This window comes from Chitinophaga sp. ARDCPP14 (assembly GCF_051362515.1).
GTDB lineage: Bacteria > Bacteroidota > Bacteroidia > Chitinophagales > Chitinophagaceae > Chitinophaga.
The window spans coordinates 239,603-253,714 of the sequence record NZ_JBKIXB010000003.1; the positions used below are offsets into that span (position 1 = coordinate 239,603).

General features: G+C 47.2%; 19 protein-coding genes. 9 read left to right on the forward strand and 10 right to left on the reverse strand.

Translation table 11 applies throughout. The annotated features are described in order from the left end of the window. Window positions 1–16: 16 nt before the first annotated feature. The gene (locus ACLHR0_RS10080) at window positions 17–379 is read right to left on the reverse strand and encodes a hypothetical protein (protein ID WP_429048122.1); all 363 of its coding nucleotides are present in this window, start codon (window positions 377–379) and stop codon (window positions 17–19) included. 260 nt (window positions 380–639) lie between these two features. Between ACLHR0_RS10080 and ACLHR0_RS10085 the strand changes: the two genes are divergently transcribed. After that, the gene (locus ACLHR0_RS10085) at window positions 640–1,710 is read left to right on the forward strand and encodes a hypothetical protein (protein ID WP_429048123.1); all 1,071 of its coding nucleotides are present in this window, start codon (window positions 640–642) and stop codon (window positions 1,708–1,710) included. Window positions 1,711–1,719: 9 nt separating this feature from the next. Continuing rightward, window positions 1,720–2,193, forward strand: coding sequence for a bactofilin family protein (locus ACLHR0_RS10090; protein WP_370910898.1), 474 nt, complete (start codon window positions 1,720–1,722; stop codon window positions 2,191–2,193). Window positions 2,194–2,280: 87 nt separating this feature from the next. Here the strand turns inward: ACLHR0_RS10090 and ACLHR0_RS10095 are convergent, their stop codons facing one another. Next, the gene (locus tag ACLHR0_RS10095; RefSeq protein WP_370910897.1) at window positions 2,281–2,517 is read right to left on the reverse strand and encodes a DUF3820 family protein; all 237 of its coding nucleotides are present in this window, start codon (window positions 2,515–2,517) and stop codon (window positions 2,281–2,283) included. 95 nt (window positions 2,518–2,612) lie between these two features. Between ACLHR0_RS10095 and ACLHR0_RS10100 the strand changes: the two genes are divergently transcribed. After that, entirely contained in the window at window positions 2,613–3,050 is a 438-nt protein-coding gene (locus ACLHR0_RS10100) for a nuclear transport factor 2 family protein (protein WP_436486269.1), read from the forward strand. Here the strand turns inward: ACLHR0_RS10100 and ACLHR0_RS10105 are convergent, their stop codons facing one another. Next, a complete protein-coding gene (locus ACLHR0_RS10105; protein WP_436486271.1) occupies window positions 3,051–3,695 on the reverse strand; it encodes a hypothetical protein in 645 nt (214 codons plus the stop codon). 140 nt (window positions 3,696–3,835) lie between these two features. On the opposite strand from ACLHR0_RS10105, the gene ACLHR0_RS10110 reads away from it, so the two are divergent. Then, the gene (locus ACLHR0_RS10110; protein WP_370910895.1) at window positions 3,836–4,255 is read left to right on the forward strand and encodes a response regulator; all 420 of its coding nucleotides are present in this window, start codon (window positions 3,836–3,838) and stop codon (window positions 4,253–4,255) included. Window positions 4,256–4,259: 4 nt separating this feature from the next. Here the strand turns inward: ACLHR0_RS10110 and ACLHR0_RS10115 are convergent, their stop codons facing one another. After that, the gene (locus ACLHR0_RS10115) at window positions 4,260–5,132 is read right to left on the reverse strand and encodes a class I SAM-dependent methyltransferase (RefSeq protein WP_436486273.1); all 873 of its coding nucleotides are present in this window, start codon (window positions 5,130–5,132) and stop codon (window positions 4,260–4,262) included. Between the two features lie 165 nt (window positions 5,133–5,297). Between ACLHR0_RS10115 and ACLHR0_RS10120 the strand changes: the two genes are divergently transcribed. Further along, window positions 5,298–5,771: an Lrp/AsnC ligand binding domain-containing protein gene (locus ACLHR0_RS10120; RefSeq protein ID WP_079472010.1), complete on the forward strand. Its 474-nt coding sequence runs from the start codon at window positions 5,298–5,300 to the stop codon at window positions 5,769–5,771. A 116-nt stretch (window positions 5,772–5,887) separates the two neighbouring features. Here ACLHR0_RS10120 and ACLHR0_RS10125 read toward each other — a convergent pair whose 3' ends face one another. Then, window positions 5,888–7,060, reverse strand: coding sequence for a THUMP domain-containing class I SAM-dependent RNA methyltransferase (locus ACLHR0_RS10125; RefSeq protein WP_429048130.1), 1,173 nt, complete (start codon window positions 7,058–7,060; stop codon window positions 5,888–5,890). Window positions 7,061–7,138: 78 nt separating this feature from the next. Here ACLHR0_RS10125 and ACLHR0_RS10130 point away from each other — a divergent pair, with 78 nt between their 5' ends. Further along, window positions 7,139–8,170, forward strand: coding sequence for a sialidase family protein (locus ACLHR0_RS10130; protein ID WP_436486276.1), 1,032 nt, complete (start codon window positions 7,139–7,141; stop codon window positions 8,168–8,170). Between the two features lie 2 nt (window positions 8,171–8,172). On the opposite strand, the gene map is transcribed toward ACLHR0_RS10130, so the two are convergent. From map to ACLHR0_RS10150, 4 genes are all read right to left on the reverse strand, one after another. Next, on the reverse strand, window positions 8,173–8,937 hold the full coding sequence (gene map / locus ACLHR0_RS10135) for a type I methionyl aminopeptidase (RefSeq protein ID WP_436486278.1): 765 nt from the start codon (window positions 8,935–8,937) through the stop codon (window positions 8,173–8,175). Window positions 8,938–9,016: 79 nt separating this feature from the next. Beyond that, entirely contained in the window at window positions 9,017–9,448 is a 432-nt protein-coding gene (locus ACLHR0_RS10140) for a preQ(1) synthase (protein WP_370910890.1), read from the reverse strand. A gap of 78 nt (window positions 9,449–9,526) precedes the next feature. Further along, on the reverse strand, window positions 9,527–10,057 hold the full coding sequence (locus ACLHR0_RS10145) for an RNA 2'-phosphotransferase (RefSeq protein WP_436486280.1): 531 nt from the start codon (window positions 10,055–10,057) through the stop codon (window positions 9,527–9,529). 1 nt (window position 10,058) lies between these two features. Further along, window positions 10,059–10,604, reverse strand: a complete 546-nt coding sequence (locus ACLHR0_RS10150; protein WP_436486282.1) for an NADAR family protein — start codon at window positions 10,602–10,604, stop codon at window positions 10,059–10,061. 291 nt (window positions 10,605–10,895) lie between these two features. On the opposite strand from ACLHR0_RS10150, the gene ACLHR0_RS10155 reads away from it, so the two are divergent. The 3 genes from ACLHR0_RS10155 to ACLHR0_RS10165 are packed head-to-tail and all read left to right on the forward strand — an operon-like array spanning window position 10,896 to window position 12,462. After that, window positions 10,896–11,321 (forward strand): organic hydroperoxide resistance protein, encoded by a 426-nt coding sequence (locus tag ACLHR0_RS10155; RefSeq protein ID WP_436486283.1) that lies wholly within the window; start codon window positions 10,896–10,898, stop codon window positions 11,319–11,321. 10 nt (window positions 11,322–11,331) lie between these two features. Beyond that, a complete protein-coding gene (locus tag ACLHR0_RS10160; protein WP_436486285.1) occupies window positions 11,332–12,009 on the forward strand; it encodes a type 1 glutamine amidotransferase domain-containing protein in 678 nt (225 codons plus the stop codon). A gap of 24 nt (window positions 12,010–12,033) precedes the next feature. Beyond that, window positions 12,034–12,462, forward strand: a complete 429-nt coding sequence (locus tag ACLHR0_RS10165) for a MarR family winged helix-turn-helix transcriptional regulator (protein ID WP_370910885.1) — start codon at window positions 12,034–12,036, stop codon at window positions 12,460–12,462. Between the two features lie 5 nt (window positions 12,463–12,467). Here ACLHR0_RS10165 and ACLHR0_RS10170 read toward each other — a convergent pair whose 3' ends face one another. Beyond that, window positions 12,468–14,000 carry a SulP family inorganic anion transporter gene (locus tag ACLHR0_RS10170; RefSeq protein WP_436486287.1) on the reverse strand — a complete coding sequence of 511 codons (1,533 nt, stop codon included), beginning with the start codon at window positions 13,998–14,000 and terminating at the stop codon, window positions 12,468–12,470. Window positions 14,001–14,112: the final 112 nt, after the last annotated feature.

A 14,112-nucleotide genomic window follows, 5' to 3' on the forward strand; every position in this document is an offset into this window, starting at 1 on the left:
ATGGCAGAAAGAAGCGCTATGGGATATGAGTGGTATCTACCGGCACTTTAAGAGAATCGGCAGGGATACGTAAACTGTCAGCTGCGTTGGTATGCAGGCTGTCGGTGGCTGAATTCGTACTGTCTTTACCGTTGGCTCCTTTCCCGGGCAGCGGGATAGTAGGTGCAGTATTGCGGCGTTTGGGGGAGTAAGACGTTGCAGTGCCCTGCTTCTGCATATCGTTCATTGTTTTTTTATCAAAGAGATACTTGGGGTGTTTCTCCGGCCGGAGCCCCCGGTCAAACTGGGCCTCCGCTCCCACTGCGGGCGCCTGGTACACCTTCTGCGAAGAATGACAGGCCCACAAACAGATACCGGCAGCCAATACGAGGTATTTCATACAAATGAAAATAAGAGTGAATACAGGCAAAGGGGGACATCTTCTAAACGATAAAGCCGGGTTGTTTATTATCAGCAGGGAACGCTTTACCGGCGGCGATGCATTTTGAAATGTAACATCGCTGTATTAAATTTAGCATAAATTCACTGGTTGTCACCCCCTTATTCTAATATTTTATATCTTTAACCGCTATTTCAATCCCGATGAAAACCCTCCTTCACGGAGAGTCACGGCTACATTCGTTATTATAACAAAGCACTATGAAAGTATCAACAACCAGCTTCCCAAGCGTTTTTGAAACCGCATTCGGAAACACAGAAAATTCAAGTAAGGATCTTCTCAACGGATTAAAAATTAAAAAGGATGAAGCCTGGTACCTGGTAGGCAACCTGGCAAAACGAGGTGGGATCAATCCCGGCAGAGTTACCAATGCGTCGCCCACAGAAGAGGATTATGAAATACTGTTTAAAGCTGCTTTGCTGAACACCATTGATAAAGTACAACAACCCATTGCCCTTACCGTAGGGTTCCCCTTCTCTACTTACAATATTTACAAAAACGCTGCGGAACAGTTTTTAAGTAAACGGCATTTCCTGATTGACTACGATACGCAAACTTACAATACCAAAGGTTCTTTTAAGAAGGCCATGTTTGATATTGAGAAGTATGAAGTGATCCCTGAAATCGTGGGTGGTATCATAGGATTGAAGAAAAGTATCAATGAACCCCAGCTCGACAACTTCATTGCCATCAGTTTTGGGTTTGGTACTATTGAAGGCGGCATGGCCACCGGCGACGGATTGGTTCACCGTACCTGCTTCAGTTCCCATGGTATCCGTTATGCCATTAACAACCTTACCCGTGAGCTGAACCAGAAACACTACCTGGAAATGAAAAACGAACACCAGGTGGATGATGCTTTCATGAAGGGGTCTATTTTCACCAACCGCAAGCGGATCGATCTGCGTGATATGCGTAAAGGTGTGCTCACACAGTATTACAGGGAAGTAGTTTCCCCGCTGATGCGCAGTTATTTTACAGATCTGGATTTTGAAACCTGTGAAAAGATTTACCTGATGGGCGGTGGCGCTTACTATCGTGAACTCACAGATGCCTTTGTAGAAGAATTCCGTGACTTTATTCCGGTAGAAGTTGCTCCTGAACCTGAAAAGCTCATGAGTATCGGTTATCTTTATAATTCATTGAGAATTTCAGATAATAAACCTCAAAGAAGCGTGGGGCTTGACCTGGGTAATTCCAGTTCTATTGTGTCTACTTTTGAAGATGTAACACAGCATACTCCTGCTACACCTAATCCCATCACCCTCTAATTTATACTTGTGATCAATGTCAGACATATTTTCCGAAATATAATTGTTCCCGGAGCCTTTCGTATTCCTGCAACAGTGTCCGTGAACGGTAGTATAGATGCTTCAGTTTCCGGCCGGATTGATGGGAATGTAAGAGGCGATGTAAAAACCAGTGGTAAGCTGGTGGTTAGTGAAACAGCGAGCATCCGTGGGCATATATATGCTGCCGACCTGGTGGTGCATGGGAAAGTGTATGGCGATGTATATATCACCAACAAAGCCCATATCAGCAATAAAGCGCTGGTAAAAGGCGATGTGAATGCGATGGTGCTGGAAATAGAAGAAGGAGCTGTGGTGGAAGGCGCTATCCGTAAAAACGTGCAGCCCGTTCTGAAAGCCGATCTTAGTCACACCCCGGTAGCTGAAGAAATCAAAGTGTCGGCTGCGGTGGATGCTGAAACCGGTGGCCAGGAAGAAGAAGAAAAGAACACCAGCTGGTTCTGATGAGTATCACTGCCAATATTATACCTCGTTCAGGCGGTTGTTTCCATTGATGGCAACAACCGCTTTTTATTTCCGCCTGCGCAGGCATTAAGGATATCGCTTCTTTTTCAGGGGATCGAGCAATTGGGTAAGACCGTTCATTTTTATTACCAGCATCGTTTCGAGGAGCATTCCCAGCTTGCCTTTCGGGAAGCCCTTCCGCTGGAACCACTCCAGGTAACTCACCGGCAGGTCACAAAGCACCACATCTTTATACTTTCCAAACGGCATTTTCATCACTACCAGCTGTTGCAACATTTCCGGATCGGGTGCTGACATCTCCATAAAAAACTGATTTATAATTAAGTCGGCAAATTAAAATTATAAATTCATTTTCCCGCGCTTCTTCGTAATTTGTAATATCTCAAAAGTGATCATGCATGAAAATTTCCCTGATACTGTTAATGGCGCTTTCTTTTGCAGGATGTGTACAACCCGGAGCCAAGATCAGCCTGGCCAATTCCAATACCCTTGTTGTAAAGGATCTCTTTGAGGCTTTCAATGAACACGACTGGAAAAAGCTGGCAGCCTGTTATAAGGATACCGCCACTTTCCTTGATCCATCCTTTGGACCGGATCCCGTGCAACGCACCCGCGAACAAACCGCCCAAAAATACAAAGAACTGCAACAGCAATTCCCCGATATTCATGATGAAGTGGTGAATGTATATGGAGATAAAAATCATATTACCGTAGAATTCATTTCATCAGCCACCGGCCCTGATGGCAAAAAGTGGCGACTGCCCATCTGCACCGTATTCACCATAGATGATGGGAAAATTGAAAAAGACAATACTTATTACGATAACAGTCACTGATCATCTTTTCAATAACCCTCCATTTTCCAGCGCATCAGACACCTGGGTAGCAAAGGCTTTGGCAAATGACTCGAGGCTATTCGGATTATAGGTTTCCGACTGACCCGACCATACCAGCTTTCCGTCCTGTTTCAGGTCATACAGGTTACTTTCCAGGAAATATCTTTTATCGGTGGTGTAATAGCCCGGAGAATACACCGAGCCGTACATATAGCCATAATATCCCCAGAAGCGGCCATACCAGCCGTATGCAGGATAAGGAGCATAGGAAACGGTGCCTGGCACATATCTCGTTTGGGATTCCTTATTAACCAATGAGGTGGTTAATACGGCGGTGTACCCTGCATCCTGCATTTTCTGCGTAGCAGCGCTTTTATCTTTTTCTGTTAGCGGATTGAATTTAGGAGGAAACAGGTCCAGTCCTTTCCCGGCTACAGCACCCCGTTTCTGAAGGGCTGCCGCCATCTGGGTTTCCACCACCTGCTGCGCTCCCACATTGGAAGTAAGTGAGGCCACCAGTATATTATGATACCCTTCTGCAGGGGCTTCCGGGGCTTTCCAGGTTCCTGTCATATGCACGGTGGTACCACACGCGCCCCATAATAGCACTATGCCCACCAGCATGGATTTGATAATTGCTTTCATAAAATTTGTTTTATGTATCTACAGGCTTCATTAGAACAACAAGACACCCAATAAAAAGTTTAGCTCAAAAAATGACAATCCTCTTTTAACAATCGGCTGTCTGTAAGTGTAATAAGATGTACATTTATATGCCAGCTACCATGAATATGAACGCAAATAGTAAACGGGGATTAACGACGCTGTTGATGGTGGACGATGATCAGGACGACCAGGAGTTTTTTAAACTGGCGCTTGGCACCATCAGGGACGAAATCACCCTTACCACCGCCGGTAACGGCCAGGAAGCGTTTGACCTGCTCCGCAACGGTGCATTTACGCCGGACCTTATATTCGTGGATATGAATATGCCATTAATGAATGGCTTTGCTTTCCTTGAAAAAATAAAAGCTACTCCTTACCTGAAGGATATCCCGGTGATCATGTTTTCCACCAGTGATGAAAAGCATGAAATAGCCAAAGCAAAATCGCTGGGTGCAGCGGATTTTGTTACCAAACCAGCGCGGTTCAATGAGCTGTGCCGGCTGCTGCAGGAAAAGCTGAATTCCTACACAAAGGTATAAACGCTTAATCTTCTATGCGTTCCGCACAGGCAACCCTGTAAAACTCATATCCTTTTTCCGAACGGCCGGGTAAGTAATGTTTCCGGTATTCGCTGGCGCCGAGGTCTTCCAGCAGGCGAAAGTTATATTGGCGAAGGTATGCGGGTAATGCTGCCGGTTCAAAACCAAATGTCCATCGTTCTTCCAGCTCTGCTACGTCTTTGAGCAGTTTTTCGCCACCATAAAATGCCGAAGGGTTATCCAGTACGGCCTGGTGTACATAGGTAAAAATAACCCTGGAACCGGGTTCGAACCGCTGCAGGAATGCAAAGGTGCTGTCGATCGCTTCCTTGTTCAGGTAATTGGTTACGCCCTCCCAGATAATGGCGGTAGGCACCGTAAAATCAAAGTTATTCAGTGCGCTCAGCTGGTCGAGGCTTTGCCGGTTAAAATCTATCTGGTAATAGTATACTTTGGCTGGCAGTTTATGTGCGCGTAATTTTGCCAGCTTATAGGCGGCCGTATTGGGATGATCGATTTCCACCACTTTCAGCTGGCGCAGAAAAGGAAGCCGCAGTCCGCGTGTATCAAAACCAGCGCCTAGAATATACACCTGCTGGGCGCCGTTATCCACCGCCTGCAGCAGGAGGTCGTCGATATACTTTGTACGGGCGATGCCGGAGGATAAAGCGCCGGGGATCTTCTTCCGGATAATCCATTCGGCGAAGGACCGCCAGCCTGGTATGCGGCAAAGCCATACGCCTATTTTCAGCCTGCTGTCCAGGAACCAGGATGCGAATTTATCGGTGAACAACCGCTGGTCCCGCGAGCGGGTGGTTTCCAGCGCCCGGAATAGGGCCATATATTGCGCGGTTCTACTCGTGACGTCTTCCTTCATGGATAGTGTTTTATGAACTCCTCCATTAATTTAATCAAAAAAAGCGAATATCGTTTTGCTCCTGCCCGGGCCGTGAATTTATTGAGGATCAGCACCGGGATAATTTTTGCGATTATTTCAAAAAAATACCTATTTTTAGAAAATATTCTAAATCGCATCACCAAAATGAGTCAACCATTAAATATTGACAAATTAGACTTACAGATCATTTCGGAAATGTCCACTGACGCCGGTATCTCCTATGCAGAGTTGGGTAAGAAGCTCTTTGTGTCCGGCGGCACTATCCACGTCCGCATCAAGAAACTGCATGAAATGGGTGTGATCAAAGGCACCCGTTTACAGGTTAACCTGCGTGCTATCGGGTATGATGTACTGGCGTTTATTGGTATTTACCTGGAGAAAAGTTCATTGTATGAAAACGTCGCTAAGCAGCTGTTAAAAATTCCGCAGATCGTGAGACTGAACTATACCACCGGTTCTTACAGCATGTTTGCAGAAATCATTTGCAAAGACAGCGGGGAGCTGCGTAAAATATTGCAGGACGATCTGCAGCATATAAAGGGAATAGAAAGAACGGAAACGATTATTTCACTGGAAGAGAGTTTCTCAAGACCGATTAACGTGAGTGAGGTAGTATAAGTATAAAACGCTTTATTTTATGAACGCTGCTTTATAGGCAGCGTTTTTTTTTATGTCTTTCGTTAACGGATAAACGAAAAGCTGGCAGGGCTTTAATACCCTGCCGGCGCTATCATTTAGAGTTTACGCGCGTCGCGGGTACCGGCATACAGCTCGTATTCCAGCAGGCGACAATCGATCGTACTGTTGTAAAACTCTATCCTGCGTTTGGCTTTAAGACCTATCTTCTTAGCCAGTTCCAGGTTCCCGGTGAACACGTATCCAAAGTAACCACCGCATTGCTGCTTCATAAAATCACCGATACGGCCATATGTTTCCTCCAGCGCTTCAATTTCTCCAAGGCGCAATCCGTATTCGGGGTTCATGTATACCACGCCGGCAGCGCCTTCCGGCACTTCTGTGCTGGCGAAATCGCATACGCGGAATTCAATCATATCTTCCACGCCCGCAGCCTTTGCATTTTTACGGGCGTTTACAATCGCCATTTCACTCAGATCGGTAGCGATAATGCGCAGCTCCGGTACTTCCACGATCTGTTTTTCCAGCAGTCCTCTTTCATCGAGGTACACATTTTCATCAAAGCCACGGAGGTGCATAAAGGCATAGTTATCGCGGAAAAGACCGGGACGGCTGTTGGTAGCGATTAATGCGGCTTCAATGGCAACGGTGCCGGAACCACACATCGGGTTGATGAAAGGCGCTTTACGGTCCCAGCGGGAAGCCAGGATGGTAGATGCCGCCAATGCTTCCAGCATCGGAGCGCGGCCAGGTATTTTACGGTATCCATGCCGTGCGAGCGAGTCGCCGGTAGTATCTACAAATATTTCAGCATTTTCATTTTTCCAGAACAGGTGGATTACTGCACCGGTAAGCTCCGCACCAGTGGATGGACGCTTGCCTGTTTTTTCCCGCATACGGTCCACTACTGCATCCTTTACCCTTAAGTTGGCAAACATGCTGTTGTTGATCGTTTCATTCTGCACATTGCTGGTGATGGAGAAGTAACCATCTTCCGGAAGGATCGTTTCCCAGGGATAGGATTTCAGCTGATTGTATATTTCGTCGCCGTCGATTGCTTCAAATTGTTTCAGGCTGTACAGCACCTGGCTGCCGCAACGCAGGTTCAGGTTAAGGCGGATACACTCATTGAGAGAGGCATTCAACCGCACACCGGTAACGAATGTTTCGTCTACAGTAAAACCCAGATCTTTTACTTCCTGCTCCAGGTAAGGTGTCAGGCGTTTGTTACAGGTGATGGTAACGGTTCCCTTTGTTGTATATAATGACATAAGGCGGCAAATTTACCAATCTTTATGATAATCCCCGTGCATTCCTTATTTTAACAACTTAAACATACCTCAGCACCTATGCGTTTTTATCTTTCTTTGTTATTGCCGGCAGTCCTGTATTTCCCGGCCAAAGCACAAACCAAAGCAGTGCCTGTGCGTAATGAGCTCATTATGCCGGTGCCGGTTACGCCATCCAGTCATGCGTCTACCATTGCGGCGTTGTCTTCCGGGGATTTGCTCAGCGCCTGGTTTGGCGGCGATGAGGAAGGAAGTAAAAATGTGGAGATCTGGTCGTCGCGCTTTACCGCCGGCAAATGGCAGGCGCCCGTAAAGCTGGCAGATGGTATTATTAACGACACGCTTCGCTATCCCTGCTGGAACCCGGTACTGTTCCGTACCCGGGCCGGTTTACTTTGCCTGTTTTATAAAGTGGGTCCAAATCCACGGGAGTGGTGGGGCATGGCCCGCTACAGCAGTGATGACGGCAGCAGTTGGTCATCTCCCGAAAAATTACCGGAGGGCATGTTAGGCCCTATTAAAAACAAATGTATACAACTCCCGGATGGACGGCTGCTGCACCCTTCCAGCACAGAAAGTGTAAAGGGCAACCACTGGGTATCGCATATGGAAATCAGCGACAGCACGGGACATCAATGGCAAAAGGTGGTTATAGATTGCGACACGTTCGGCGTTATTCAGCCGACTATACTTACCCACCGCGATGGACGGCTCCAGTTGCTGTTCCGCAGCCGGCAGCATGTAATTGCCACGAGCTGGTCGAACGACCAGGGCGCCAGCTGGACACCCGTTACCGCACTGAAACTGCCCAATCCCAATTCAGGCATTGATGCGGTAACCCTTCCCAACGGCGCGATGGCGTTGGTATATAACCCTACGAAAGGCGGAAGCGACTGGTCTGACGGCCGCAATGAGCTGCGACTGGCCGTTTCAAAAGACGGTATTACCTGGAAAGATGTGTATCAGCTGGAGAAACGTGCAGGCGGCGAATACAGCTATCCAGCCATTATCGCCACCGCAGATGGTTTGGTGCATATCACGTATACCGACGACCGGAAAAATATCCGCGCGGTAACATTACAACTGAAATAAGCTTAGTTCCATATTTCATTGGCAGCGGTAAGGATCACCGGTTCGCGGTCAGTAACCACGATGGTGTGTTCGTGCTGCGCTACAAAACCGCCTTTGTTTCCAACCAGTGTCCAGCCATCGTTACTTTGATTGGCGAAGGATGAAACGGTGGAGATAAAGGTTTCTATCGCTACTACGGAATTCCTTTTAAAACGGGTGCGGTTAAAACGGACATAACAGTTAAGGATATCATCCGGCGATTCGTGGAGGCTTCTGCCAACGCCATGTCCGGCGAGGTTGCGGATCACGGTGTAGCCAGATTTCCTTGCTTCTGTTTCTATCAGTTTGCCTACGTCTGCCACGCGTGTGCCACCTTTGATATACTGGATGGCTTTATAAAGAATAGCCTTTGATGCGCTTACCAGTGCCTGGTGCTGATGAATATCTTCGCCGAACACAAATGAACCGCCATTGTCTGACCAGTAGCCATTCAGCTCCGCAGATACATCGATGTTTACCAGGTCGCCTTCCTGCAGTATTTTTTTATCGGATGGAATGCCATGTGCAATTTCATTGTTCACGCTGATACAGGTCCAGCCCGGGAAGCCATAGGTCAGCTTCGGCGCCGATTTAGCACCTAATGCATTTAATATCTCTCCTCCATATTCATCTATTTCTTTGGCGGTCATACCCGGCCTGGCATAATTCCTCATTTCCTTCAGCGTAACGGCTACTGCTTCACTCACTCTTTTCATGCCATCGAGTTCTGCTTCTGTAGTGATAGACATAATGATTATTTTTTCAAAAATACTGATAAAAAAACAAAGCCCGCACAACGGGCGGGCTTCGTCAGATTGTTTTTAACAATTACATGAGGATGCCCCACTCTTCATCCCGTTCAGGATAATCTTTAAAACGCTCAGTGCCTCCCCTGTCTTTCCAGTCGGAATCTATCACCAGCTTGGAACTGATACCCCCCCTGGGATTGCAGATGAGCGTGATACGCAGGCGATCAGCTTCATACACTTCCATCATATGATCATAAATGATATTGATGAGTCGCTCGTACGATACTATGATATCACGCAAATGATATACATAAAGTTTCAGCGACTTCAGTTCTATGATCTTATTTTTTGGATAAAAAGTGATGTAGAGCTTCGCAAAATCGGGTTGCTCCTGCACGCCGAGGAAAGTGAACTCCGGCACCTTTATCTTCATCTCATATTTTTCCTTTGAAGGATTTGGTAATCCTTTAAGGATTGTTTTATCAATGTGTTGATAGAGCTTTTTAGACATATAGGTTTGTAATTATTGGCGTGCTGCAAAGTAATATTTCTCCAGATCAATTCACCTGACATCTTCACAAGATAACATTTATTGGATATACTTTACAGGCACTTCATCCGTAAGCCATACACCGTTATCGGAGAGGTAGAACAGTATGCCGTCTCTATGCATATCGCCGCTGCGGATGGTGAGGATATGCGGTATCCCTCTCCTGCTGCCTACTTTCTCTGCGGTGGCCCTGTCGTTGGTAAGATGTACATGCTGCCGGCTCATTTTCTGTAACCCGGTTGTACGTATCTGTTCCAAAAACCTTGCTACGGTGCCATGGTAAAGAAATTCCGGCGGTGTAGCTGGTGGCAGGTTCAGCGATACTTCCAGGGAATGTCCCTGGTTGGCACGGATCATTGTTTTGCTTTCATTGAAGGAAAAACGCTGCTTGTCATTTTCCGCCACAACGCTTTCCAGTTCTTCCATCGTGAAATGATGACCGTTTGCTTTGCATTGCTGCAGGAGCGTGTTCACATTTGCCCAGCCGTGGGCATCGAGCGTAAGTTGTATGGTATCCGGACTATGCCGGAGAATAAAGCTCAGTAGTTTACTGATAGATTTGTTGTTCATGTTATTTAAGTTGGTCCCGTACTACCATGAGCGCGTAACCGAGCAGGTTATGACCGCGCCATTGCAGGGGATTTTCCACATGTTCATTGGAGGCAGCCATACCAATGCCCCATACACGGTCCATTGGGCTGGCTTCTACCAGGATACGTTCATGTGTATTGAGTAAAAAAGTTTTTAATGCCGGGTGTTGTGAAAATTTATGATGATTTCCATTCACGACCAGGTCAAATTTATGTGCGTCCCAGTTAGCGGCGTCGAAGCTCTTCACTTGTCGGCCTAGCTTTTTAGCTTCATCCGGTGTGTTCACCAGCAGGATCCGCTGCAGGGTTACATCATCGTTGAACAACCTGGCTTTACCCGCCATCATCCAGTGTTCTGCCGTTTTATAGGTGATGCCATCCACTGTGAAAGGAGCGTGCCACCACTGACTGAAACAGCTTTGGGTAACGCTGCCATCCGCAGATGGGCGATGCCCCCAGAAGAATAGGAATTTTATTTTTTCTTTGGCCTGATACTTTGCGATCAGCCAGTTGTTATCGTACTTCATGATGAGCGAATTTGTTTTAGTATTTCACCGGGGCGCAGGAATGTTGGCGGGGTTAACAGTTCCATTGCACAAGTGCAGGGTATAAATTTTGTTTACGTCATTATGACGCAAAGTAAAGGAATATTTTTTTAACGTGTATAATTTTTTTCGGGAGATGGGAAACGGGGTGGTGGAATGTGATGGGGAGAACTGGGCGAAGGTGTTAAAAAGTAGATTCGTTACTCTTCCCCAAAATAAATTTGGATTTTAATTGTACACAATCTAATTTTACACAATAAATATAAAATACTCATGGGAAAGATCGAAAAATTATACACGGCACACGCTACCGCCACCGGCGGAAGAAACGGACATGTAACCTCATCAGACGGCGTACTGGACCTGGAAGTAAGAATGCCAAAGGAACTCGGCGGCAGCGGCGGTGCGTATACCAACCCTGAACAACTGTTTGCAGCGGGCTATGCTGCGTGTTTCGACAGCGCCCTCAACCTGGTGATCAGGACCCAGAAGGTAACTGCAGGCACCACACAGGTAAATGCAGAAGTTAGCCTGGGCAAGAACAATAACGGTGGTTATGGGTTATCAGTAAAGCTACTGGTAGCGATTCCGGATGTGGAACCAAAACTGGCACAGGAACTGCTGGAAAAAGCCCATCACGTATGTCCTTACTCAAATGCTACCCGTGGTAATATTGAAGTAGAATTAGCATTGATCTAAACTCCATCTCATGAAAGTATTAATCGTACTGACATCCCACAGCGAACTGGGTAATACCGGCCATAAAACCGGTTTCTGGGTAGAAGAATTTGCTGCCCCCTATTATGTGCTGGCGGATGCAGGAGCTGAAGTTACACTGGCTTCTCCCAAAGGCGGACAGCCGCCTATTGATCCGAAAAGTGAGCTGCCCGAATTCCAGACGGAAGCTACCACCCGCTTCAAACGCGATGAGGCGTTACAGCAAAAGCTCGCTGCTACCCTTAAGCTAAACGAAGCAGATGCATCCGACTATGATGCAGTATTCTATCCCGGCGGCCACGGCCCCATGTGGGATCTTCACAATGATCCCAGCTCCATTGCACTGATTGAAACATTCTACCGTCAGCATAAACCTGTTGCATTTGTATGCCACGCTCCTGCTGCCCTGCTCAAAGTAAAGGACCAGGATGGTGCGCCAATGGTGAAAGGAAAAGAAGTAACGGGTTTCAGTAATACGGAAGAAGAAGCAGTACAGCTAACCAATGTAGTGCCGTTCCTGTTAGAAGATGAGTTAAAGAAACTGGGAGGTATTTACAGCAAAGGTCAGGACTGGCACTCTTATGCGCTGAAGGACGGATTGCTCATCACCGGCCAGAATCCAGGCTCCTCTGAAGCCGTAGCCCGGATTTTAATGGAAACATTGGCGTAATTTTGTGTTGCTAAATAAGCTACTTTGAAACAACTGAAATTATCAAATCAACTTTGCTTCTCATTTTATGCCCTGTCAAGGCTGGTAACTTCACATTACCAGCCTTTGCTTGGCGCATTGGATCTCACTTACCCGCAGTACCTCGTTATGCTCGCGCTGTGGGAACATGATATCTTGTCTGTAAAAGCGCTGGGGCAGCAGCTGATGCTGGATTCCGGCACATTAACGCCCTTACTGAAACGGCTGGAAATAAAAAAGCTTATCAAACGTGTACGCAGCAAGGAAGATGAACGTATCGTGAATATTCATTTAACCACCGCCGGCCGGCAGCTGCAACAGGAAGCAGCGGACATCCCTGAAAAGATCAGTTGCAGCATGGGTTTTACCACAGAAGAATACAACACCCTTAAACCGATGATCGACAACATTCTAAAAAGACACGCAGATGAATAGCCTGTTTATTTCACCGCCACCATATACCCTGGATCTTCAATAATATTTACTTCAATCACACCCGCTGCATCTTTCAGCAACTGCCGGCAATCCGGGCTCAGGTGCCGTAAATGCAGCGTTTTACCGGCCTGTTGATAGCGCGCTGTTAATTTATTCAATGCTTCAATACCGCTCATATCTGCAATACGGCTGTCTTTAAAATCAATCACCACTTCCGCCGGGTCATTAATCACATCAAACTTTTCATTAAACGCTGCCACCGATCCAAAAAACAAAGGGCCGTAAATTTCATAGTGTTTAACGCCCTGTTCATCTGTATACTTCCGCGCACGGATGCGTTTGGCGCTTTCCCACGCAAACACCAGCGCTGAAATAATGACGCCTATCAGCACTGCCAGCGCCAGGTTGTGCAACCATACCGTAATTGCCGCCACCAGTATTCCCACAAAAATATCTGCCTTTGGCATTTTATTAATAATCCGGAAGCTGGCCCACTCAAAAGTAGAGATCGCCACCATCAACATCACACCGGTTAACGCCGCCATTGGCAAACGCTCAATCACCGGCGCGCCGAAAAGCACCACCGCCAGGATTGTCAACGATGCTATAATCCCCGACAGTCGTAGTTTTGCGCCCGCAGAAAGATTTACAAATGTTTGTGCAATCATGGCGCAACCACCCATGCCAAAGAAAACCCCGTTGAGCATATTGGCACTGCCCTGCGCCATCGCTTCCCGGTTGCTGTTCCCCCTCGTGCCGGTCATTTCATCCACCAGGTTTAAGGTCAGCAAACTCTCTGTAAGCCCCACTCCTGCCATGATCAACGCATAGGGAAATATTACCTGTAACGTATCAAAAGTAAAGGGTACCTGCGGGAAGTGGAATGGCGGGAAACCACCACTCACCGCGGCAATATCTTTCACCGTCCTGGTTGAAATGCCCAATGCCAGCACTACCGCAAACACTACAATAATTGCCACCAGGGAGGCGGGTATTTTTTTTGTTATTTTTGGAAAGAAGAGGACTACGGCGATAGTCAATGCTACCAGCCCGATCATGGTCCACAGCGGATTTCCGCTCATCCATACCAGTTCCCCGCCCACCATCGTTTTAAATTGCCGGAACTGCGATATAAAAATGATCACTGCCAGTCCGTTCACAAATCCGTACATCACCGGCTGTGGCACCAGCCTGATAAATTTGCCCAGTTTAAATATGCCCACCAGCAACTGCAATCCACCTGCCAGCAGCACCGCCGCGAATACATATTCCAATCCGTGCGACTGCATCAGCGCAATCAGCACCACCGCCGTAGCCCCCGCGCCACCGGATACCATGCCTGGCCGGCCGCCAAAAACAGCGGTGATCAATCCCATGATAAAAGCCGCGTACAACCCCACCAACGGCGGAAACCCCGCCAGTATGGCAAAGGACAGGGATTCGGGGATCATGGTCATGGCTACGGTGAGCCCGGCCAATATCTCCGATTTATAATCGGGCTGCTGCGAGAAATCAAATAAACCTGCAAAAGGCTTCATCAGAGAAAATTAAAGGTGTCCGGTTTAAAGAGGCGCAAAAATACGCATTAACCCGTAGCTTTCAGCTGTGTCCAATATATTAGGCACAGGCTATAATTTCTTCGGCTGAATT

Bases quoted from the DNA above. Each gene is read 5' to 3' on its own strand.
- ACLHR0_RS10130 (WP_436486276.1), top strand. From the start codon at position 7,139: ATGCGTTTTTATCTTTCTTTGTTATTGCCGGCAGTCCTGTATTTCCCG.
- ACLHR0_RS10100 (WP_436486269.1), top strand. From the start codon at position 2,613: ATGAAAATTTCCCTGATACTGTTAATGGCGCTTTCTTTTGCAGGATGT.
- ACLHR0_RS10160 (WP_436486285.1), top strand. From the start codon at position 11,332: ATGAAAGTATTAATCGTACTGACATCCCACAGCGAACTGGGTAATACC.
- ACLHR0_RS10140 (WP_370910890.1), bottom strand. From the start codon at position 9,448: ATGTCTAAAAAGCTCTATCAACACATTGATAAAACAATCCTTAAAGGA.
- ACLHR0_RS10110 (WP_370910895.1), top strand. From the start codon at position 3,836: ATGAATATGAACGCAAATAGTAAACGGGGATTAACGACGCTGTTGATG.
- ACLHR0_RS10105 (WP_436486271.1), bottom strand. From the start codon at position 3,695: ATGAAAGCAATTATCAAATCCATGCTGGTGGGCATAGTGCTATTATGG.
- ACLHR0_RS10150 (WP_436486282.1), bottom strand. From the start codon at position 10,604: ATGAAGTACGATAACAACTGGCTGATCGCAAAGTATCAGGCCAAAGAA.
- ACLHR0_RS10115 (WP_436486273.1), bottom strand. From the start codon at position 5,132: ATGAAGGAAGACGTCACGAGTAGAACCGCGCAATATATGGCCCTATTC.
- map (WP_436486278.1), bottom strand. From the start codon at position 8,937: ATGTCTATCACTACAGAAGCAGAACTCGATGGCATGAAAAGAGTGAGT.
- ACLHR0_RS10145 (WP_436486280.1), bottom strand. From the start codon at position 10,057: ATGAACAACAAATCTATCAGTAAACTACTGAGCTTTATTCTCCGGCAT.
- ACLHR0_RS10125 (WP_429048130.1), bottom strand. From the start codon at position 7,060: ATGTCATTATATACAACAAAGGGAACCGTTACCATCACCTGTAACAAA.
- ACLHR0_RS10170 (WP_436486287.1), bottom strand. From the start codon at position 14,000: ATGAAGCCTTTTGCAGGTTTATTTGATTTCTCGCAGCAGCCCGATTAT.
- ACLHR0_RS10080 (WP_429048122.1), bottom strand. From the start codon at position 379: ATGAAATACCTCGTATTGGCTGCCGGTATCTGTTTGTGGGCCTGTCAT.
- ACLHR0_RS10085 (WP_429048123.1), top strand. From the start codon at position 640: ATGAAAGTATCAACAACCAGCTTCCCAAGCGTTTTTGAAACCGCATTC.
- ACLHR0_RS10155 (WP_436486283.1), top strand. From the start codon at position 10,896: ATGGGAAAGATCGAAAAATTATACACGGCACACGCTACCGCCACCGGC.
- ACLHR0_RS10095 (WP_370910897.1), bottom strand. From the start codon at position 2,517: ATGGAGATGTCAGCACCCGATCCGGAAATGTTGCAACAGCTGGTAGTG.
- ACLHR0_RS10120 (WP_079472010.1), top strand. From the start codon at position 5,298: ATGAGTCAACCATTAAATATTGACAAATTAGACTTACAGATCATTTCG.